A 21,511-nucleotide genomic window follows, 5' to 3' on the forward strand; every position below is an offset into this window, starting at 1 on the left:
TGAGGATTTCCTTACGCGCTCGCGATCGTGTGGATCGCCTCGCGGACCTGCTGGAAGGTGCCGCAGCGGCAGATATTGGTGATGGCCTCGTCGATGTCGGCGTCGGTCGGCTTCGGCTTCTCGTTCAAGAGCGCGGCCACCGCCATGATCATGCCGCTCTGGCAATAGCCGCATTGCGGCACGTCCTGGGCGATCCAGGCCTCCTGCACCTTGTGCAGCGCATTGCCCGAGGCGAGCCCCTCGATAGTGGTGATCTTCTTGCCCTCGGCCTCGCTGACCGAGATCCCGCAGGAGCGCATCGCGACGCCGTCGAGGTGAACCGTGCAGGCGCCGCATTGTGCAATGCCGCAACCATACTTGGTGCCGGTCAGGCCGGCATTCTCGCGGATCGCCCAGAGCAGTGGCGTATCCGGCTCGACGTCGAGCGTGAAGGTTTTTCCGTTGATTGTTAGGTTTGCCATCGCAAGTCCCCTGATTGGCCCAATCCACCGATTGAACTCAGGGGCGCAATCTGTCCGGCAAACTGGAACGGTTCAAATCAACAGTCCGAGGGGTGGCGGGGACGCATGGCCGTGTCGCTCTGGAGTATGGACCGGGACGCCGTTTTGGCTCATCCCTTCGCAATCGATTCGGGTTGACGCCTTATTCCGAGGGCGTCAATCCGTGGCTTGAGGCGACGTCCGGCTGTGAACGCCGGTTCCAAGGCCCTGCGCGGCTTGCGCAGCGGCGACAGTTTGTCTCTTTTGCGGGGTGCAAGTCGCGGGCGCTTTGGTACACTGCGCCGACGCAAAAGGAGTTCCATGAACGTGCCGAGTCCCTGCAACGTACTGATGCTCTACCCGCTGTTCTCGGCAGAGTCCTTCTGGACCTTCGGCGAATCCTGCAAAGTGCTGGGTGTCAAGCGCCCGGCCGCCCCCCTGGGCCTGATCACCGTTGCCGCGATGCTGCCCGAGAGCTGGACGGTCCGGCTGATCGATTGCAACACGGCGCCCTTCGGCGAGGAGGATCTCGCCTGGGCCGACGTCGTGTTCACCGGCGGAATGTTGCCCCAGCAGGCCGACACATTGCGCCTGATCGAGCTCTGCCGCGCCGCGGGCAAGCCGGTCGTGGTCGGCGGACCAGATCCGACCTCGAGCCCCCACATCTACGAGCGGGCCGATTTCCGGGTGCTCGGCGAGGCCGAGAGCGTCATCGACGAATTCATCGCGGCCTGGGAGAGCGGCGCGCGGTCCGGCGTCTTCACTGCGCCGAAGTTCCAGGCCGACGTCACCAAGACGCCGGTGCCGCGTTTCGACCTGCTCAAGTTCGAGGACTATCTCTATCTCGGGGTGCAATATTCGCGCGGCTGTCCCTTCACCTGCGAGTTCTGCGACATCATCGAGCTCTACGGGCGCGTGCCGCGGACCAAGACGATCGAGCAGATGTTCGTCGAGCTCGAGACGATCTACAAGATGGGCTATCGCGGCCATCTGGATTTCGTCGACGACAATTTCATCGGCAACAAGAAGTCGCTGCGGCAATTCCTGCCGAAGCTCGCCGAATGGCAGCGCACGCACGGCTATCCGTTCGAATTCTCCACGGAAGCCTCCGTCAACCTCGCCGACGATCCGGAGCTCCTGGAGCTGATGGGTGCGGCCAATTTCTTCGGCATCTTCGTCGGCATCGAAAGTCCGGACCCCGAGACGCTGGTCGCGATGCGCAAGAAGCAGAACACGCGGCGCAACATCGCCGAGAGCATCCACAAGATCTACGCCGCTGGCATGCTCGTCACCGCGGGCTTCATCGTCGGCTTCGACAACGAGAAGGTCTCGATGGCGGAGTCGATGATCGAGTTCATCGAGGAGGCGGCTATCCCCGTGGCCATGGTCGGCCTGCTCTATGCCTTGCCGAACACGCAGCTCACGCGCCGGCTGGAGCGCGAAGGCCGGCTGCATTCGGGCCACGACGTGGCGCCGACCATCGGTGCCGATCAGTGCACGGCCGGCATCAACTTCGATCCGGTCCGCCCGTTGCGCGACATCCTGACGGACTACAAGCGGGTGCTGGAGCACGTCTACAGCCCGGCCGCCTACGCAGCACGCGTCGATCGCCTGATGACGCTGCTCGACCGGTCCAGGCAGCGTTCCGAGCTTGCCGAAGGCGATATCCGCTCCAAGCTCGGGGCCATGGAGACCGTGCACAAGGTGGTGTCCGCCCTTCCCGAGGCGCGGGCGCCGCTCTGGCAGACCTTCATGAACTGCGCCAAGCGGGACACGTCGTCGGCGCGCATCGCCGTGCAGATGATCGCGGCCTATGCACATCTCGGACCGTACTCGCGCAAGGTCATCGCGGCCATCGACGAGCGCCTGGCCGCGCTGGACAACGAGACCGTCGCTCCGGTGGCCGTCGGCGTGACGGCGGCCTGACGGCTTACTTCACCGCGAGCCGCAGGAAGCTCATCACGCTGCCGAGCGCGGCAAAGCCCGCGCCGAGCGCCAGCGCCAGTGTCGCGCCGTCATGACCTGCGAGCGCGAAGCAGGCGGCGGCGAGCGCCGCGCCGGTCGTCTGCCCCGTCAGGCGCGCGGTCGCGACGATGCCGGAGGCGCTGCCGCTGCGGTGAGCCGGCGCGCTCGCCATCACCGCCTTCATGTTCGGCGCCTGGAAGAAGCCGAATCCCATGCCGCAGATCACCATTCGCCAGATGATGTCAGGGATCGCGGGATTGGCCGGCAGTGTCGCCAGCAGCGCCATGCCGAGACCGAGCAGCACGAGCCCGATGCCGCCGAGCAGGCCGACGGCATGGCGGTCGGAGAGACGGCCTGCGATCGGCGCCATGATGCCGACCACCAGCGGCCACGGCGTCATGAAGAAGCCGGTCTCGACCTGCGAGCGGCCGAGCACGTCCTCGAAATAGAACGGCAGCGAGACGAAGGCGAGCCCCTGGACTGCGAAGGAGCACACGGCCGTTGCCGCCGACAGGGCGAACATCGGCCTGGCGAACAGGTCGATCGGCAGCATCGGCGCGGGATGATCGGCATGGCGGCGGGTCAGGATCACGCCAAGCACGAGGGCGGTGACCAGCTCGATGCCGACGACGACGGGCGACAGATTGTGCGCGGCGCTGCCGATGCCGGTGATGAACAGGCCGAGGCAGGCGGTGGCCAGGATCGCGCCGAGCAAGTCGAAGCCGTGATCGGCGCGCGGGGTCTTCGGCAGCATCGCAAAGCCGATGCCGATGGCGAGGAGGCCGAACGGGATGTTGACGGCGAACAGCCACGGCCACGGTCCGAGCGCCAGGATGGCGGAGGCGATCGAGGGCCCGAAGGTGAAGGCGGTCGCGACCACGAGCGCGTTGTGACCGAAACCCCGGCCGAGCATGCGGCCGGGATAGACGAAGCGCACCAGCGCCGTGTTGACGCTCATGATGCCGCTCGCCCCCAAGCCTTGCAGGGTGCGCGCCACCAGGAGGCTGTCGAGCGACCATGCCACCGCGCAGAACAGCGAGGCGATGGTGAACAGGATCAGGCCGCCGAGATAGATGCGCTGGTGCCCGACGATCTCGCCGAGCGCCCCCAGCGGCAGCAGCGTCGCCACCAGCGCGATCTGGTAGACGTTGACCACCCACACCGACTGCTCCGGCGTGACGTGCAGGTCGGCGGCGATGGAGGGCAGGGCGATGTTGGCGATCGCGGTGTCGAGCGAGGCCATCGCGAGCGCAGTGAAGATCGCCGCGACCGCCCAGCGCCGCTGCGTCGCCGGAAGGCCGTCGGCGGTGGGATGGTCGGGCTCGCGCGCGGCGGCAGGTAACGTGATCGTCATTTTCGTTGGCGCGCTGCTCCGGCGGCGTAGCCATGGTGGGATGTTCGGCATGTACTACGGAGGCGCCGGCTTCCACAGGCGCAAGCTTGCATGCTGAGTATGCGCGAAGGTCAGGCGATGCGGCTCGCGCTGCGTGCGCAGGGCGAGGCCACAACAAAAAAGTCGAAAAACAACCCCATGCACAGTAGGAGGCCCTTTGATCGACAAGGCATTTTCCCGCCGTGTCGCAAACGGCGGTCGCAGCCGCGATCAAGTTGACCCGTCGGGCAAAACACTGGCAGGATGCTATCGTGACGGAGCGCCTGGACAGCAGCCTTCACGGCAAAAGCGTCACGAGCACATAGAGCACCACGGCAGCGCCGAGGCAGCGTCGCCAAGGGTTCACGCCGCGGAGGATCTCATCGGCGCCCCACATGATGAGTCCGCCTTTCACGACGACCGTCAAGCCGATGCTGGCCTTGCCGGCAGACGGCCATAGCCAAAGCAGAACGGCCGCAACGATCACGATCCATAGAACGAGATTGGGCCACTGAGCGATGGTGATGGCGCTTGTTTCGCGGCTCCGGAAGAACCACTCAAGAATCCGCCTCACGATCCTGTCGATCAGAGCTCGACCTCACCCTCTTCACGACCCTTCCAATAGGTCACGCGGTTGGCCTTGACCTTGATCAGGACGATGCGCGGCGTATCGACCCCGTCCTCGAACCATCTGTCGAGATCGCTCGTCCAGTGCTGCTGGAAGGCCGCCTTGTCCCGGATCAGTTCGGCAGTCCCTTCGACGGCCACGTAGGTCCCCTTCGAGAAAAGGCCCGCTTCCGACGAAAATCCGAGCGCCACTTTCGGATTGCGTTGGATATCCGACACCGTCCGCGCCTGTTCGTAGGTGAAGTAGTACGAGGTGCCGTCATAGGCGACGTCGCCATTGTTGCTCATGGGACGGTTGGCGATCTCGCCGTTCTCGGTGTGGGTCGACAAAATGGCAATGTCGATGCCGGCCATGTCCTTGGCGATCTCGGCGAGCGATGTCTTGGGCATGAATTTTTTCTCCAGTGAGCTGGAGCAACTGCGGAATCAGGCCCGTGTTCCCAGAAGGATGGAATGGGGTACGTGCCTACATATCAGCTGGTGAATCGCGAGCCGGTCTCACGAACATGCGTCGGCGATACCGCTATTGGCCATCTTCGGTCTCATCGTGGGCATTCTGCAATTCGCGCGGAGCGGTGTCCGACCGCGCCAGGGCACGGCAAATCCTGGAGGACGGCGTCCAATCCGCGCTGCAGTTGGCGCGAGCCCTGCCATCCTGATGCCCGATGACCTGGGGACGGATCCTCGTCGTGCCTCGGGCCTGAACATCGCCTCTGGCCATGCGGTGGCGCCTCTAATCCCTTCTCGTTGAGCCAGATCAAGACTCGTGCGGCGAACGCGCCGGACTCTCCTATCAGCGCATCGATGGAAGGGCGGCCCACATGCAGACCCTGCTCAGGGAAATCCGGAATACCCCTTTGCTCTGGATGCTGGCCTTCGTGCCCATCGTGCTGGTGGCCGAGGCGGTGGCGCCGCATTCTCACACGCTGCTGTTCGTGCTGTCGGTGCTGGCCATCGTGCCGCTGGCGGCGCTGCTCAGCCACGCCACCGAGGCGGTCGCCGCGAAGACAGGCGATGCCGTGGGCGGATTGCTCAATGCAACCCTCGGCAATTTGACCGAGCTGATCATCGCCATCGCGGCGCTGCGCGCAGGCCAGTACATGCTGGTGAAGGCCTCGATCGCGGGTGCGATCGTCACCAACGCGGTGTTCATGCTGGGCGCCTGCCTGCTGCTCGGCGGCCTGCGCTATCACGTGCAGGAGTATAACCGCGCCGGCGCGCGGCTTTCGTCCGGCCTGTTGCTGATGGCGACCGTTGCCCTGCTTGCGCCGTCGGCGGTTGCCGAACTCGACCACCTGCCGCAGGGCGGGGGCATCCTCAACAAGCTCAGCCTCGGCATTTCGATCCTGCTCATCCTCGCTTACGGGCTCGGCCTATTGTTCTCGCTTCGAACCCACAAGGAATTGTTCGCCAGCGCCGATCACGGCGAGGACGACAAGGAGGCGCACTGGCCGATCGGAACAGCCGTCGGCACGCTGCTGGTTGTCACCGTGCTGGTGGCGCTGGTCAGCGAGATCTTCGTGGAATCGGTGCAGAAGGCGGCGGAAACCTTCGGAATGAGCCCAGCCTTCGTCGGCTTCATCGTCGTCTCGCTGGTCGGCGCCGCCGCCGAATTTGCGGTGGCCTTCGCCGCGGCGCGCAAGAACCGGCTGGACATGGCCGTCAGCATCGCGCTCGGCAGCGCTTCCCAGATCGCGCTGTTCGTCGCACCCGCTTTGGTGCTGCTCAGCTATGTGGTGGGGCCGAAGCCGATGGACCTGCAGTTCTGGCCGGGGGCCGTCACCATGGTGATGATCGCGACGGTGACGTCGGCCTTCATCACGGCCAGCGGGCGCTCGGCCTGGTTCGTCGGCGCCCTGATGATCTTCATCTATGCGGTGTTCGCGCTGACGCTGTACGTGGTCCCGCCGGCGGGCCAGGGATGAAGGGGGCTTTCGCGTCACCGGTTGAATTGGTTGGCTGGAGAATGGCGGCTCTCGGCGAGCCATTCTCCGAAGAAGCGAAAGCGCTTCTCAATCCTCGCGCGATCGCGCCGCCGACGACGGCGCCGGCCAAGCCATAACCGAGGCCGCGATAGCCATAGCCGCGATAGCCCCACTGCGCGGCCATCCGGCCTATTCCGGTGTGGCGCTGCCGTGACGGGCTTGATCTGGATCAAGCATTTGAGGCGTGGCGAGGCACGCGATTGCCGAACCGAAGAAGCGGCGCTTCGCCTCTGAAGCCGACTTGCCCCCTGTCAGGCGGACGTGTTGGGCACTGGGCCCGAAGCGGGCTTTCCCCGGCCCGATTGCACTTCCATGGCGGCGCCCTTTGTCTGTACGATGTTTCGTGCTTTGGCTGAGGGCCCCATGAAACGGCGCCAGTTCATCACTGTCATCGGGGGTGTGGCTGCCACGTGGCCGTTCGCAGCTCATGCTCAGCAATTGACCAGGCTTCGCCAGATTGGCGTCCTTTCGCTCGGCCGTGGCGACAAATCCGACGCAAGTCTGAAGACGCTCGATGCGTTTGTCCCGGCCTTGCGTGAGCTCGGCTATGCCGAAGGAAAGGATGTCGCATTTCACCGCAGATTCGCCGACGGCGATGCCGACAAGCTCAGCGAGCTCGCACAGGAATTCGTGGCGCAACGGGTCGACGCAATCGTTGCGTTGGCTACCCCGGCTGTCCGCGCCGCCAGGAAAGCGACTTCCACCGTTCCCATTGTCGGCATCGGCATGGCCGATCCCGTCGAGGACGAGCTCGCTTCCAGCCTGGCGCGGCCGGGCGGCAATGTTACCGGGACGACATTTCTTGGCCCGGAGCTGTTGTCCAAACGGCTTCAATTGCTCAAGGTGATCGTTCCAGGTCTTTCGCGCGTCGTCGTGCTGTGGCACCCCCGGGCATACGGTGAGCGCACGATGAAGGGGATGCTGAACGAAATCGAGAGTGCCGCTCAATCTCTCGGAGCCAAGCTTCAGCTTGTGTCGGCGGACGGTCCTGCCGATCTCGAAGGCGCGTTCGCGGACTTGGCCAAGGCGCGCGCCGATGGCCTCGTCCTGTTTCCCAGCCCGATGCTGTACAGCCAGTACGCGCGGATTGTGCCATTTGCCGAGAAGAACCGCCTGCCGGCGATCTACGCCGCCAGAGAGGCAGTGGATCTGGGGGGCCTGGTTTCCTACGGCGTCAACCTGCCTGACTTGTCGCGTGCCACCGCCAGCTACCTGGCCAGAATTCTCAAAGGCGCAAAGCCGGCCGAATTGCCGATACAGCAGCCGACCAAGTTCGAGCTGGTCATAAATCTTGCAACGGCCAGGACGCTTGGCTTGTCGATTGGTCGAGACTTTCTCCTGGTCGCCGACGAGGTGATCGAATGAGCAGCCCACCAGCCTTCCTGCACCGAAGCGGGTTCGCGTGCGAGCGCGGCTTCGATGTCGCGCCGGTGGGGTGCACCGTGCCGTCGTGTCAGACGGCGCGCTGGCTTCGTCGCGAGGAGAGATCCGGGCAAAGCACGAGCTTGCCTTCGAGACCGCCAGCCTCGAGGCGACGGTGAGCATCGGCGACCTCCTCGAAGGAGATCCGCTCGGCGATGCGCGGCCGAATGGCACCACTTGCCAGCAGCCCGAACAGTTGCTCCAGGTCCTCCTTGAACCAGCTGGGATGTCGCGCTCGCATGGCATTGACCGAGTAGAAGCGGGCTCGCTTGCCACCGGGCAACAATCTCCACAGGTACAGTCGCGCGATCTCCATCATGACAGGGAGCATCCGACGCTGTGCCTGCACGCTCGCCGAAAAGCCGATGGCACAGAGCAGGCCGCCGGGCTTGAGCGCCGCGTATGAGCGGCGATAGCCGTCTTCGCCGACGCCGTCGACGATGACATCGAATCCACCCGGCAGAATCCGCGTGAAGTCCTCATGCTGGTAGTCGATCGGCGCTGCCCCCAGGTTTCGGACGAGCGCCATGTGCTCGCCGCGTACGGTGCCCCACAGCTCGAGGCCGGCCAGTCTCCCAAGCACGAGCAGAGCCTGGCCGACCGCGCCGGCGGCCCCATGAACGAGCACACGTTGGCCTCGCCGCACCTTGGCCGCGCGGTGCAGAAGCTGGTAGGCGGTGGTCCAGCTCAAGATCAGAGCGGCCGCTTCAGCGGCGTCCACGCCCAAGGGCACGCGGGTCAGGTCGTTGGCCCGAAGCGTGCGATACTCGGCGTTTGATCCTACCACCGTCATGTCGGCCACGCGGTCGCCGATCTGAAAGTCGCGCACGCTTTCGCCGAGCTGATCGATTGCTCCCACGACGTCGTAGCCCATCACGAACGGCGGCCGGAGGCGCATCGTTTGCGGGTATAGGTGGCGCCTGATCAGCACCTCGGTGTAGTTGAGGCTCGATGCGAGCACGCGAACGCGCACCTCGCCCCGGCCAGCGTTCGGCAGGGGACCGTCGACAACCTCCAGCGTCTCGGGATCACCGAAGCTGCCGACCTGAACAACTCGATTGCGCTGCTCCATCATGGCAATCTCCATGCAATGCCGCAATTCAGCGCAAGGGAGGCAGACTGCAGTCGGGCTTGAACAGTGGATTGATCCAGATCAAGCTTGAGCGTGCACCGCTTGGAATTCTCCTCGGGCCAAATGACCAAACCAGGTTGTCTGGCGCCATCATTCATCATTGGAGGGGAATATGCCTGCAGTCATTATGCAGTTCGTTTCGCATCCAAGGCCCGGTAGCGATCTTGCGACGGTCCTACAGCTGGCAAAAGAGGGCGCGACACTCTGGAGGAAACACGGGGCCGATGTCAGCTATTGGTCGGTGATCGGTGGCGAGATCGGGAACTACGCCTTCGTGGCCCGCTTTGATAGCGTCGAAGCCTATGGTCGCACCTTGGCGTCACTGGGCGCCGATCCGGCTTTCGTTGAATTTCAAGCCAAGCGGCTGAAGGCAGGGCAATCGGATTGGGTGCGCTCCAACGTTGCCGTCCAGGTTGATCTTTGAAGGAGCGCCTTCGCTCGCGCCTACGAGACCGCCTTCGGGCGGTCTCTTGCTGCACGACCGATGTCACCTGCTGGCCCGGCACCGAAGTCGGACCCCTTGTTGAAGTTCGGTCAGCGCGTTGGATAGGTAGAGTCGTTGCGAAGCCGATCAGGCTTGGCGGCGAACGTTGTCGATGGGTTCGCTTCGCTCTCGCCGGCCTGATCGCCGCCGCCCGCGGGCTTGGGCTGTCGAGGCGCCCCTACTGCCAAGATCGGCGTCGCCTCGCCGAGGTAGCTGTGACCTTTGAACGTCTGCGGATTCGTCTTTCCTGAGCTTTTTCCAGGCGGATACGAAGGTTCTGAAGCTCTGCGAGTTGAGAGCTGAGAGACGAAACACGTTGACGCAGAATCGCAATACGGTCGCACTGACCATGAGTACTCATGACGCGCCCCAAACTGTGACCTTTAAGAAATGACCGACTTGGGCGACAAAACAGACAAAACAGAATGGCTCAAACCTATAGTCTTAATGACTATAACACAGGTTCATTCACAAGGTGTGAATTGGGTCGACAACGCGCGGGAGGAGACGTGGCCGACGCGGTCGGACAAGCCAAAGGTCAAACCGCCGTTGGAGCGGTGATTTCGGGGGACCGTCCCAAGTCGATTCCGAACTCGTTTGCGGTAAACCGCTGCTAGAGCACAAGCCCAAGCGCCAACCAGGTAGCAACAGACAAACAGACGCCAATTCCCAAATACGGCAATGCAATGCGCATGGTCACTCCTCGATGCCGAGACGCGACGAGAACATGGTCAGATACGCAGATTCGGGGCGCCAGCCCTATATTCCATGCGATGTATTGAGCCGTGTAGCGGCATCGGCGAGCATATTTAATTTGACTCTTGAATATCGTGGAAATTATATGTATTTCAGTTAATTATTATATTTAATTTGGACGTCCCGCCGCGCCGCAAGAGAGGCGTAATGCATGCGCCGATCAATCGATACTGCACCCAGGGATCGAGAAAACACCCGGATAGAAGACGCGGCGGGGGAGCTCGGTCACGAGTCGCTCGAGACGGGCAGATGGGTAGCCAAGGACGGCTCGCCGATCGGCTTTTCACCGACCCCATTGGATCCTGAGACCCAGGATGTCGATCCGGAGGAGGCAACATCGGGCAGTTCGCTCGTTGCGGCTGTCGTTCTGGTCCCCCTCATCTTCATTGGGGTGACCCTGCTCGGTGCTTTCGACCCGTTCAAGGCACAAACGACTCTCGAAATGACACGCATTGACGGCGGGAGCGCCGCCGGCCTCGACCAGCGGCCGGACATCGGGACCGGATCGCTAGCACTCCTTCAGAGCGAAACGTCCGAGGTCCTGGTGCAGGCGGTCTCGGCAAGCACGGCGGGACCTCGACAACGGCTCGACGCCGACGCTCCGCGCAGTGACGCGCTCTCCGGTGAGCTGGCCGGCGCGCGCAGCGAGCTTGACGAGGCGGTCCAGCGCACGCACGCGGCGGAAATTGCCGCGGAGGAGCTGCGGCAGTCGCTTCAACAGGAGCAGGCCCGCGGCGCCGCCTTCGCGGACGAACTTGCCGGAACCCGCCGCGAAATCGAGGCCCGTATCGCGCAGGCGCGCGACGCGGACGAGGTGGCCACGCAGCAGAGAGATGCGGCGGCGTGGGAGATCGCTGAACTTCGGCAATCCCTGCAGCAGGAGCGGGAGAAGAGCGCCGTCCAGGCGAAGCGAGTGAGCGCCGCGCAGGCGCTAGCGGCAAGCGCCGAGCAAGAACGCTACGATGCGCAGTCACGCGCCGCGGCGCTCGCGAGCGAGCTGGCCGGCATGGCTCGCGGATCGGCTCAGGCCGACAATGCGGCGGCGGAGCAAAGCGAGGCGGCGGGACGGGAGATCGCGGAATTGCGGCAGTCCCTGCAGCGGGAGCGCGACAAGAACGCAGCCCTCGCACAACAGGAGGACGCTGCGCGGTCGGCAACGGAGAACGCCGAGCACCAACGCCGTGCCTTCGAAGAGGCCCAGGCTCACGTTGCCGCGCTGGAGGGCAAACTTGCGCAAATGCGCGGAGACATCGAAACCCTGAACGAGCATCTGCGCGAGGCGAACGATGCAGCCTCGCAGCAGAGACAGGCGGCGAACCGGGAGATCGCCGAATTGCGGCAGTCGCTGCACCAGGAGCGGAGCAGGACTGAAGCCAGGGAGAGAAGCCTCGCCTCGGTATCGCGCCTCACCGATGAGCGCGCCCCGGTTGCGCAAAGAAACGACGGTCCGATTCCATCGACGGCGCAGAACGTGACCGCAGCGGAGCCGCCGACGAGTCCAGGCCAGGACGAAGTGGAGGCCCGATTGATCCCGCGTGCCAGAGCGTTGCTCGATCAGGGCAATATCGGTGCAGCGCGGATTGTCCTCGAGCTCGCTGCCGAGAAGAACATCGCGCAGGCGACCTTCATGCTCGCGGAGACATATGATCCCGCGGTTCTGTCCGCTTGGGGGGCCTATGGAACGCGCGGCGAGGCGGCCAAGGCGCGAGAGCTCTACGCGAAGGCACAGAGGAGCGGCATCCGCGGAGCCAAGGAACGACTGGATGCATTGCATCACTGAGCGTGGGCTTTGCATTCATGCTGGGACGAGTGGTTGCAGTGGGTCATCCGGAAAGGAACGACATGAACAAGGTGCCAAGGTCGCTCTCGTCGCTCCTGCTCGTCGCGCTGGTGCCGATTGCCGTGCTGCTTCAACCGGCTTGCCTGGAAGCACAAACCGCAAGATCCGCCAAGGCGGATGCACGAGGGCCGCTCCCTCAGGAGAGAGAAAAGGACCGGATGAACGCTTGGACCGTCGGGCTCGCCGGCGGTCTGCTCGAGGGCGCGCCGATTCGTCTCGCCGCAGAAATGGCCCGTGTCGTCGACGACGGAGCAGAGCTGCATCTGCTGCCGATCGTCACCCGGGGCGCCACCGACAATCTGAACGCGCTGCTCTATCTGCGTGGTGTCGATACCGCGATCATCAATTCCGATGCGCTCGACGAGTACAAGCTTCAGGTTCCGCAGATCCAAAGCCGCATTACCTACCTGCTCAATCTGTTCCCGTCCGAGCTGCACATCTTCGTACGGCCGGAGATCACGAGCCTGCAGGACCTTGCCGGCAAGAAAGTGAACTTCAATACCCAGGGCACCGCAGCCGCCTATTCCGGACCGCTGATCTTCAGCCGCCTCGGCATCGACGTCGACAAGACGTTCATTCCGCATCAGCTTGCCCTGGAACAGATGCGCAAGGGTGAGATGTCGGCCGTCGTGTTCATCACGTCGAAGCCCGTCGACGCCTTCGTACGCGGTCGTTGGGAGGCGGGATTCAAGTTTCTCCCGGTCCACTACGACAGGAGATTCGAGGATTATTATCTGCCCGCGACGTTGGACGCGATCGAGTATCCCAATCTGATCAAGCAGGGCGACCGGGTCTCGACCATCGCGGTGCCGACAGCGCTCGTTGCGTTCAACTGGCGGCCAGGCTCGAATCGCTATCAACGGGTGGCGCGCCTCGTCGACTACCTGTTCTCGCGGATCGACCGCCTGCAGGCACCAGGCTTCGACCCGAAATGGCGGTCGATCAATCTCGCCGCAACCATCCCGGGGCTGACCCGCTTCCAGGCTGCGCAGGAATGGCTGGATCGCCAGGCGCACAGCGCCCAGGCGAAGCCATGAACATTGCCGTTGCCCCGCTCGCCGTCGCCTTCAACGTTGCCTGCGGAATTGCCTACGCGCAAAGCACGAGCGATTCCATGGAAGCACTTCGGGCTTGTTCGGGAATGGACGGATCGGCCCGGCTGGAATGTCTTCAAGAGTCATCACGCAAGTTGTCACCGCCTGCCCGGCGGGTGTCGGACGAAAACTGGCTTGTCAGCGAGACCACCTCGCCGGTCGACTATTCGCCGATCGTCACCGCCACCACATCCTCTGTCGGCGGCTCCGATGGAGCCGCCATGCAGCTCGCAATCCACTGCCGCAAAGGCCGCACCGAAGTCACGGTCGCCGGACCGGCGCTGTCACGGAGCGCCAACGAGTACGTCATCTCCTTTCGGCTGAATGCGGACACGCCAACGCAACTCGCGGCAGCGTCGCCGTCATTCGGCTCCGGCGTCGCTTTCGGGGGCGACGTCGTAAAGTTGCTGAACGCGCTACCCGACGAAGGTCACATCGTTGTGCGCCTTTTCGCCCGCACTGGTCAGGTGCAAGACGGACAATTCCTGCTCAGCGGATTTGGGAACGTGCGCAAAAGAATGGCGGCTGCATGCAAATGGCCACATAGCGTCGCCAGACCAGGAAGGTGATGGTCAGGAAACGGGAGACACGAGATGATCAATCCGAAGTTGGCGATGGCAGCGATCGGCGGCCTGGCGATGGTGCTTCTGGTCGTACCAAGCGTGCAGGCGCAGCAGGACAACCAGTTGAATCCGCACTCGAGCGCGACGAATCAAGTAAGCGATCCGAAGCAACCGAGTAGACAGGCGCAGGCGAGCAAGCCGGGACAGACTCGCACGGGCAAGCAAACCGCTGCGACCAGGGCGGCGATGGCTCAGGCGACAAAGGCCGAGATCGCCAAAAAGCCGCATCAGCTGATATTGCAGGTCAATTCCAACGACCCCGCGATGATGAACCTCACGCTCAACAATGCGAGCAATGTCGCGCAATATTACCGCGATCTCGGTGAACCAGTGTCGATCGAGATCGTAACCTTTGGTCCGGGTCTTCATATGCTGCGCGATGATACCTCGCCGGTAAAGCCACGCATCGAGGTGCTCGCGATGAGCAATCCCGAAATCTCCTTCAAAGCGTGCGGCAATACCCAGGACAATATGCGGAAGGCGGAGAGCAAGGACATCAATCTGATTCCTCAGGCGACGGTGGTCAAATCGGGTGTCGTCCGCGTCATGGAGCTGCAGGAACAGGGCTGGAGCTACGTCAAGCCCTGAGGTCCGGCGGTATGGGGCCATCGGATGCGCGGCTGGAGCATGATGGCGTGAGGCTTGATCGCTGCGCCGACGGAGGTGCACTCCCTCTCCCGCAAGCGGGGAGGCCGCGGCAGCCGTTTCGACGCAAAGCCATTCCGCTTTGGCAGGACATCTCGGCTCCGACGATCGGTTTCGCTCTCGCTCTACAATCCGACGGGCTGCGAACCGACCTTGACCTGATCTTCCCAGTCCTCCCATTCGACATTGTTGATGTCCAGGTAGCTCGAGACCGCCGAGCCGATGGTCGGAAAGAACTGGGCTTCGCCGACCTGCGCATACAAACCAAACCGCTTCAGCTTGTCCTTCACGGGATCCTTGAGCTCGGCAAAGCATAGTTCGATGCCCCTGGCGTGCAGCGCCTTGTCCAGTTCGGCAACGGTATCGCAGGCGGTGACGTCTACGCTCGTGACCGGTTCGGCGGCGACGACCAGCCAGCGCACGGGCGTCGGCGATTTCTCGACCGCGGCCAAAATACGCTCCTTGAAGAACTCGGCATTGGCGAAGAACAGCGGCGCGTCCCAGCGGAACAGCACCAGTCCAGGTATCAAGCGGGCATCGGGATATCTCGTGATGTCGTGATAGCCCTTGACGCCGTGCGCCCGCCCCAGAATCGCGGAATGTGGACGCCAGCCGTCCCACAGAAACTCGGCAATGGCCACCGCGATGGCGAGGCCGATTCCCGGAATCGCGCCCAGCACGGCCACGCCGACGAAGCACAGCACGGTCAACCAGAATTCCCAGCGCTGGATCCGGTAGATCCGTTTGAGATCGCCGATCTCGATCAGACCGATCGCGGCTGCGATCACCACCGCCGCCAAGGCGGCATTCGGCAGGTGCTGCAACAGGTTTGGCGCAGCCAACAGAAGGAACGCGATCGCAAGCGCGCCGACGACGCAGGTGAGTTGGGTGCGGGCGCCGGCCGCTTCGGCAACGGGCGTGCGCGAGGAGCTGCTGCTGATCGGAAAGCCCTGAAAAAACCCGGTTGCCAGGTTGGCGGCGCCGAGACCCACCATCTCCTGGTTCGGATCGACCTTGTCGCCCAAGCGAGCAGCATAGGTTCGCGACAACACGCTGGTATCGGCGAACGAGACCAGAGCGATGGCGCAGCCGCCGGCCAGCACGGGGATCAGATCGCTATAGCCGATCCTGGGGATGGAGAAGGCCGGCAGCCCCTGGGGGAGTGGCCCCAGGACTTTCACACCATAACCGGTTCCCAGGTCGAGGAGTGAGACGACAAGCGTCGCTCCGACGACGGCGATCAGGATTCCCGGCAGTCGTTTGTTGTCCTTGAGCAGCAGGATGACCATCAACGTGCCAAGTCCGACTGCGAATGCGGCCCAATTGATCTTGCCGTCGCCGATCCCAACGGCGATCGCCCACAGGTCTCTCAGCGGTCCTTCGCTTTCGATCGAGAAGCCGAGCAGCTTTGGCAGCTGGCTGATCAAAACGGTCAGCGCGATCCCGTTCATGTAGCCGTACCGTATCGGCTTGGACAGCAGCTCGGTCACGAACCCCAACCGTGCGATGCCCGCGACAACGAGCACCGCTCCGGAAACGAGCGCCATCATCGCGGCAAGCATGGCCGCGCGGACCGGATCGTCGCCGGACAAGGGGACAATGACACCGAGGATGACGGCGGCCAGCGCCGAGTCGGGTCCGAGCACGATGATGCGGCTCGGACCGAACATCGCGTAGGCCAGAAGCGGGACGATGGTCGCATAGAGGCCATGGATGCCCGGCAGTCCGGACGCCACGGCATAGGCAATCCCGACCGGGACCAGCATGGTCGCCAGCACGAGACCTGCGAATACATCATGCCGAAGCCAATCAGCTTCGTAGTGGCGAAGCGTGTTGATCCCGGGCACCCAACGCGTCCAACCGTTCACCGCGCGCACTCTCGTGTCGGTTCGCCGATAGCGCGCGAGGATCTCGCAACCGCTCGACCGCTCGCTTGACGCAAATCAACGTTGTCGATGCCTCGACCCTTCCGCGGCGCAGCAATGCTTGGGACGTGCATGAAGAGCGTGCGGTTCTAGAACTGATACCGCCGCAGTCCTCCATCCACCGGGATCACCGTGCCCGTGATGTACCGCGCCACCGGCGAGGCCAGGAACACCGCGAGTGCGGCCAGATCGTCCGGCTCGCCCCAATAGCCGACCGGGATCTCCTCCTCGGCAAAGCGCTCGCGGTAATCCGGCGGGTAGTTGCGGCGGATCTGCTCGCTCATGATGCGGCCGGGCGGGATGCAGTTGATGGTGATGCCGTGCTTGCCGATCTCGCGCGAGAGCCCCTTGGCCCAGGCGTGCACGGCGGCTTTGGCGGCGAAAGCGGCATTGAGGCCCTCCGGCTCCGACTTGCCGGTGATGTTGACGATGCGGCCCCATTTGCGCTCGATCATCTGCGGCAGCAGTGCATGCGCGATGCGGCGGTAGCTGGTGAAGTTGAGCGCGATCGCCTCGTCCCATTTGCTGTCGGGCGCATCGACGGGCAGGGGACGGCTGCCGCCGGCATTGTTGACGAGGATGTCGACATGGCCGAGCTCCTCCACGGCAAAGGCCGCGATGGTCTCGGCGGCGTCCTTGGCCATCACGTCCTGCGCGAACGGGATGATCAATCCGCCGCCGACCTCTTTCACCAGCTCGGCGAGGAGATCGGTGCGGCGCGCCACGCCGATGACACGCACGCCTTCGGCGGCGAGGCCCTTGGCGATGGCGCGGCCGATGCCGATGCTCGCGCCAGTGACGACAGCGGTTTTCGATGTGAGCCCGAGGTCCATGGTCGCACGCTTTCTTGGTCCTGCTTGTGTTTTGTTGTTGGTTTCCTGCCCTGTCCCGCGGGCTTGCGAATTGCCCGAGCGGGACGAGCAGTGGTAACCAAGAGGCTTGCCGAAGGACAAGAGCCTTTTTTTAAGGACAAAAGCCTTGGCGAAGGAAATACGAAAAACAAGGGCGTCGAAGGATGGTCTGGGATCCGCAGCAATATCTGAAGTTCTCCGGCCATCGGCTCCGGCCCGCCGTCGACCTGTTGCTGCGGATACCGGATTTTGCCCCGCGCGCGATCGCCGATCTCGGCGCCGGCGCCGGCAACGTCACCAAGTTAATCGGGGAGCGCTGGCCTGAGGCGCGCGTGACCGGTGTCGAGGGCTCGGCCGAGATGGTTGCGGCGGGACGCAGGGCCGCCCCTGACGTGGAATGGTCACATGAAGATCTCGGCCATTGGAGTCCCGCCGGACAGTACGACTTGATCTATTCCAATGCCGCACTGCACTGGCTGCCCAATCACGCAGCACTGTTTCCGTCGCTGATGGAGAAGGTGACGCCAGGAGGCATGCTCGCGGTGCAGATGCCGCGCAATTTCCTCGCGCCTTCGCATGTGCTGATCGGCGAGACCGCGCTCGACGGCCCATGGCGGTCCAAGGTGGAGCATCTCGTCGCCCCGCCCCCGGTGGAAGGGCCGGCCTTCTATCACGATCTGCTCGCGCCGATGTCGGCGAACATCGACATCTGGGAAACCGAATATCTGCAGGTGCTCGAAGGCGACAACCCCGTGAAGGAATGGACCAAGGGCACTTGGCTGACGCGCTATCTCGACGTTCTGCAAGGCGAGGAAAAAGCCGCGTTCGAAGCCGCCTACGGGATGCGCGTCGCAAAGGCCTATCCGAAGAATGCGGCGGGGCAGACGCTGTTCCCGTTCCGCCGCCTCTTCATGGTCGCGCAGCTCAAGGGCTGATGGCACTGCCGCAATGCGGCATAAGCGATCGTCCCCTTGGACTCGCGCGGGCACCGGCTTGCGCATCTGGCGGTCGCCACGTTAGCTTGGCTGCGGCAAATTGGGCTTAGGTCTAGTTGTTCGGCTGGCGGATTGCTGCCACTACTGGCCTGAAAAACAAGAAGAACCCGGTTAGAGGTTGTTGGGAGGTACGTTCATGCGCAAGCTGCTTGCCGCGGTCGGCGCCGCGGCTGTTCTCTTCGCTGCTCTCTCGGCTCCTCTCTTGGCCCCCGCCATCGCCCAAGCCCAGGGCCCGATCGTCATCAAGTTCAGCCACGTCGTCGCCAACGACACGCCGAAAGGGAAGGGCGCGCTGAAGTTCAAGGAGCTCGCCGAAAAATACACCGACGGCAAGGTCAAGGTCGAAGTCTATCCGAACTCCACGCTCTACAAGGACAAGGAGGAGATCGAGGCGCTCCAACTCGGCTCGGTGCACATGCTCGCGCCCTCGACCGCGAAATTCGCGCCGCTCGGCATCAAGGAATTCGAGGCGCTCGACCTGCCCTGGCTATTCAAGGACGACGTGACCTATTCCAACGCGATGAAGGGCACGATCGGCAAGTGGCTGTTCCAGAAGCTCGAGGCCAAGGGCATTATCGGCCTCGCTTATTGGGACAACGGCTTCCACATGCTCTCCGCCAACCGCCCCTTGCTGAAGCCGACTGATTTCCAGGGGCTTAAATTCCGCATCTCCGGATCGAAGGTCGCAGACCAATATCTCCGTATCATGGGCTCGATCCCGCAGATCATGGCGTTCTCGGAAGTCTACCAGGCGCTGCAGACCGGGGTGGTCGACGGCTGCGAGAACACGGCGTCGAACTATCTGACGCAGAAGTTCTATGAGGTGCAGAAGGACATCACCGTGTCCTATCACGCGCATCTGCAATATGCCGTCATCGTCAACTCGAAATTCTGGTCCGGCCTGCCGCCCGATATCCGCGCGCAGCTCGACAAGGCGATGGCGGAGGCGACCGACTACACCAACTCGATCGCGCGCCAGGAGAACGAGGATGCGCTGGCCGAGATCAAGAAGACGGGCAAGACCAACCTGCATTATCTCACCGAAGCCGACCGCAAGGCCTGGCAGGAGGCGATGCAGCCGACTTATAAATGGGCCAAGGGGCGCGTCGGGCAGGAGGTGCTCGATCTCCTCGCCAAGGAACTCGACGTCAAGATGAACTGACGGGCTGCGGCCCAACAAGAACACTACCAACGGTCGGGGGTGATCGCGCTCCCGGCCGTTGCGCTTGAACGATCCAATCCAGGGGGACCAAGTTGCTGCGTGTGCTGAATCGTTTTCTCGACCATCTCGAGGAATGGCTGATCGCGACGATGATCGCGGCTGCGACGTCGCTCATCTTCGTCGCCGTGCTGCACCGTTACGGCGCCGGGCTGTCGATCGACATCGCCAAATGGGCGGAAGCCCGCCACCTGGCCTTCCTCGCCGTGCCCGCGCGCGCCGCGTTCACCTGGCTTGCCTCGCTCGACCTGTCCTGGGCGCAGGAGCTCTGCATCTACATGTTCATCTGGATGGCGAAGTTCGGCGCCGCCTACGGCGTCCGGACCGGCATCCATGTCGGGGTCGACGTGCTGGTCAACATCCTGCCCGGCGGCTCGCGCCGGCGCGTCATCACCTTCGGCCTCCTGTGCGGAGCGTTGTTCACCGCCATCGTCGCCTATTTCGGCGCCGCGTTCGTCAGCCAGATGTGGCAGACCGGCCAGCAGTCCAACGATTTGGAAGCGCCGATGTGGATGGTGTATCTCACCATCCCGCTCGGCTCCGGCCTGATGTGCTTCCGCTTCCTGCAGGTCGCCTGGTCGTTCCACCGCACCGGCGAGTTGCCGCATCACGACATGGCGGGCGTCGAGGGTGTCGAGGCGGATCCGGTGCATCCGGCGCCGGTCACGCCCACCCAGGTCGTGCGGGACGAGCGCAGCCCGCTCGGCTGGATCCTGATGCTGCTGCCGGTGCTGATCGTCGCCCTGTGCTTCGCGCATGCGGCCCACGTCATCACCCTGCCGCAGGGCCTGCGCGTCCTCATCGTGTTCGCGCTGCTGCTCTCGTTGATGCTCACGGGCATGCCGATCTCGATCGCGCTCGGTCTGACCGTGCTCAGCTTCATGTTCACGCTGACCGACGTGCGAACCGAATCGGTGGCGCTGAAGCTGTTCACGGGCATCGAGAATTTCGAGATCATGGCGATCCCGTTCTTCATCCTCGCCGGCAACTTCCTGACCCATGGCGGCGTGGCGCGGCGGATGATCACCTTCGCAACGTCGCTGGTCGGCCATTGGTACGGCGGCCTCGCGCTGTCGGGTGTGGTCGCCTGCGCGCTGTTCGCCGCGATCTCCGGCTCCTCGCCGGCGACGGTCGTCGCCATCGGCTCGGTGATCCTGCCCGCCATGGTCGTGCAAGGCTTTCCGAAGCGGTTCGGCGCGGGCGTGATCACGACGTCGGGCTCGCTCGGCATTCTGATTCCGCCGTCGATCCCGATGGTGCTCTACGCCGTCTCCACCAACAGCTCGGTCGGCAAGCTGTTCATCGCCGGCATCGTGCCGGGGCTTGCGCTCGCCACGCTGCTCGGGATGACGACGTTCTATCGCGCCTGGCGCAACGACTATCCGCGGATGCCGAAGGCCACCTTCGTCGAGCGACTCGATGCGTTCCGCAAGTCGATCTGGGGCATCCTCCTGATCGTGATCGTGATCGGCGGCATCTACAGCGGCCTGTTCACGCCGACTGAAGCTGCCGCCGTCAGCGCGGTCTACGCCTTCATCGTCGCGGTGTTCATCTACAAGGATCTGAAGCTGCGCGACGTGCCGCGCGTGCTGCTGTCGTCGGCGAACCTCTCGGCGATGCTGCTCTACATCATCACCAACGCCGTGCTGTTCTCGTTCCTGATGACCTACGAGAACGTCCCGCAGGCGCTGGCGCAATGGATGATCGACCAAGGCCTGGGGTGGATCGGCTTCCTGCTGCTCGTCAACCTGCTGCTGCTGCTCGCGGGCAACGTGATGGAGCCGTCCTCGATCATCCTGATCATGGCGCCGATCCTGTTTCCGGTCGCGGTCAAGCTCGGCATCGATCCGATTCACTTCGGCATCCTGATGACGGTCAACATGGAGGTCGGTCTCTGCCATCCGCCCGTCGGCCTCAATCTCTACGTCGCCTCGGGCATCGCCAAGATGGGGATCACCGAGCTCACGGTCGCAGTGTGGCCGTGGCTGCTGACGATGCTGGGCTTCCTCGTGGTGGTGACCTATTGGCCCGGCCTGTCGCTGTGGCTGCCGCGGCTGTTGGGGATGTAGCGAGGCGAGCGATAGGGCGCTCGTGCCC

At 63.6% G+C, this 21,511-nt stretch carries 18 protein-coding genes and 1 pseudogene; 12 read left to right on the forward strand and 7 right to left on the reverse strand.

Annotation, left to right across the window (positions count from 1 at the left end; translation table 11 throughout):
* Positions 1–11: 11 nt before the first annotated feature.
* Entirely contained in the window at positions 12–461 is a 450-nt protein-coding gene (locus tag N2602_RS11640) for a (2Fe-2S)-binding protein (protein WP_212254737.1), read from the reverse strand.
* Between the two features lie 339 nt (positions 462–800).
* Between N2602_RS11640 and N2602_RS11645 the strand changes: the two genes are divergently transcribed.
* Positions 801–2,405, forward strand: coding sequence for a B12-binding domain-containing radical SAM protein (locus N2602_RS11645; RefSeq protein ID WP_212254738.1), 1,605 nt, complete (start codon positions 801–803; stop codon positions 2,403–2,405).
* A 4-nt stretch (positions 2,406–2,409) separates the two neighbouring features.
* Here N2602_RS11645 and N2602_RS11650 read toward each other — a convergent pair whose 3' ends face one another.
* From N2602_RS11650 to N2602_RS11660, 3 genes are all read right to left on the reverse strand, one after another.
* Complete coding sequence (locus N2602_RS11650) at positions 2,410–3,798, reverse strand: MFS transporter (RefSeq protein WP_260382721.1); 1,389 nt, start codon at positions 3,796–3,798, stop codon at positions 2,410–2,412.
* A gap of 316 nt (positions 3,799–4,114) precedes the next feature.
* Positions 4,115–4,390, reverse strand: coding sequence for a hypothetical protein (locus tag N2602_RS11655; protein ID WP_260382722.1), 276 nt, complete (start codon positions 4,388–4,390; stop codon positions 4,115–4,117).
* Between the two features lie 11 nt (positions 4,391–4,401).
* Positions 4,402–4,833, reverse strand: coding sequence for a pyridoxamine 5'-phosphate oxidase family protein (locus N2602_RS11660; protein WP_260382723.1), 432 nt, complete (start codon positions 4,831–4,833; stop codon positions 4,402–4,404).
* Positions 4,834–5,264: 431 nt separating this feature from the next.
* Between N2602_RS11660 and cax the strand changes: the two genes are divergently transcribed.
* Both cax and N2602_RS11670 read left to right on the forward strand, forming a co-directional pair.
* On the forward strand, positions 5,265–6,368 hold the full coding sequence (gene cax / locus N2602_RS11665; protein WP_172783895.1) for a calcium/proton exchanger: 1,104 nt from the start codon (positions 5,265–5,267) through the stop codon (positions 6,366–6,368).
* Between the two features lie 423 nt (positions 6,369–6,791).
* Positions 6,792–7,793: an ABC transporter substrate-binding protein gene (locus N2602_RS11670; RefSeq protein ID WP_172783896.1), complete on the forward strand. Its 1,002-nt coding sequence runs from the start codon at positions 6,792–6,794 to the stop codon at positions 7,791–7,793.
* Between the two features lie 88 nt (positions 7,794–7,881).
* On the opposite strand, the gene N2602_RS11675 is transcribed toward N2602_RS11670, so the two are convergent.
* Positions 7,882–8,925 (reverse strand): medium chain dehydrogenase/reductase family protein, encoded by a 1,044-nt coding sequence (locus N2602_RS11675; RefSeq protein WP_172783897.1) that lies wholly within the window; start codon positions 8,923–8,925, stop codon positions 7,882–7,884.
* A gap of 169 nt (positions 8,926–9,094) precedes the next feature.
* On the opposite strand from N2602_RS11675, the gene N2602_RS11680 reads away from it, so the two are divergent.
* The 5 genes from N2602_RS11680 to N2602_RS11700 all read left to right on the forward strand — a co-directional run bounded on the left by N2602_RS11680 (position 9,095) and on the right by N2602_RS11700 (position 14,367).
* Positions 9,095–9,406 (forward strand): hypothetical protein, encoded by a 312-nt coding sequence (locus N2602_RS11680; RefSeq protein WP_212254743.1) that lies wholly within the window; start codon positions 9,095–9,097, stop codon positions 9,404–9,406.
* Positions 9,407–10,373: 967 nt separating this feature from the next.
* Positions 10,374–12,002 carry a hypothetical protein gene (locus tag N2602_RS11685; RefSeq protein ID WP_260382724.1) on the forward strand — a complete coding sequence of 543 codons (1,629 nt, stop codon included), beginning with the start codon at positions 10,374–10,376 and terminating at the stop codon, positions 12,000–12,002.
* Positions 12,003–12,064: 62 nt separating this feature from the next.
* A complete protein-coding gene (locus N2602_RS11690; RefSeq protein WP_260382725.1) occupies positions 12,065–13,099 on the forward strand; it encodes a TAXI family TRAP transporter solute-binding subunit in 1,035 nt (344 codons plus the stop codon).
* Positions 13,096–13,725 carry a hypothetical protein gene (locus tag N2602_RS11695; RefSeq protein ID WP_260382726.1) on the forward strand — a complete coding sequence of 210 codons (630 nt, stop codon included), beginning with the start codon at positions 13,096–13,098 and terminating at the stop codon, positions 13,723–13,725. The genes N2602_RS11690 and N2602_RS11695 overlap by 4 nt, the downstream gene beginning before the upstream one ends.
* A 24-nt stretch (positions 13,726–13,749) precedes the next feature.
* The gene (locus N2602_RS11700) at positions 13,750–14,367 is read left to right on the forward strand and encodes a hypothetical protein (RefSeq protein WP_246570620.1); all 618 of its coding nucleotides are present in this window, start codon (positions 13,750–13,752) and stop codon (positions 14,365–14,367) included.
* Positions 14,368–14,549: 182 nt separating this feature from the next.
* Here the strand turns inward: N2602_RS11700 and N2602_RS11705 are convergent, their stop codons facing one another.
* Positions 14,550–16,292, reverse strand: coding sequence for a SulP family inorganic anion transporter (locus tag N2602_RS11705; protein WP_260382727.1), 1,743 nt, complete (start codon positions 16,290–16,292; stop codon positions 14,550–14,552).
* Between the two features lie 146 nt (positions 16,293–16,438).
* Entirely contained in the window at positions 16,439–17,182 is a 744-nt protein-coding gene (locus N2602_RS11710; protein ID WP_172783902.1) for an SDR family NAD(P)-dependent oxidoreductase, read from the reverse strand.
* 182 nt (positions 17,183–17,364) lie between these two features.
* Between N2602_RS11710 and N2602_RS11715 the strand changes: the two genes are divergently transcribed.
* The 4 genes and pseudogenes from N2602_RS11715 to N2602_RS11730 all read left to right on the forward strand — a co-directional run bounded on the left by N2602_RS11715 (position 17,365) and on the right by N2602_RS11730 (position 21,483).
* Positions 17,365–18,135, forward strand: a complete 771-nt coding sequence (locus N2602_RS11715; protein ID WP_172783903.1) for a methyltransferase domain-containing protein — start codon at positions 17,365–17,367, stop codon at positions 18,133–18,135.
* A 196-nt stretch (positions 18,136–18,331) separates the two neighbouring features.
* Positions 18,332–19,357 carry a DctP family TRAP transporter solute-binding subunit gene (locus N2602_RS11720; protein ID WP_260382728.1) on the forward strand — a complete coding sequence of 342 codons (1,026 nt, stop codon included), beginning with the start codon at positions 18,332–18,334 and terminating at the stop codon, positions 19,355–19,357.
* A gap of 347 nt (positions 19,358–19,704) precedes the next feature.
* A pseudogene (locus N2602_RS38915) lies at positions 19,705–19,935 on the forward strand (TRAP transporter small permease); the annotation flags it as partial.
* 306 nt (positions 19,936–20,241) lie between these two features.
* Entirely contained in the window at positions 20,242–21,483 is a 1,242-nt protein-coding gene (locus N2602_RS11730) for a TRAP transporter large permease (protein ID WP_409241918.1), read from the forward strand.
* The last annotated feature ends 28 nt before the right edge of the window (positions 21,484–21,511 follow it).

Origin of the sequence: Bradyrhizobium sp. NC92 (assembly GCF_025200865.1) — a bacterium.
Taxonomy (GTDB): Bacteria; Pseudomonadota; Alphaproteobacteria; order Rhizobiales; family Xanthobacteraceae; genus Bradyrhizobium.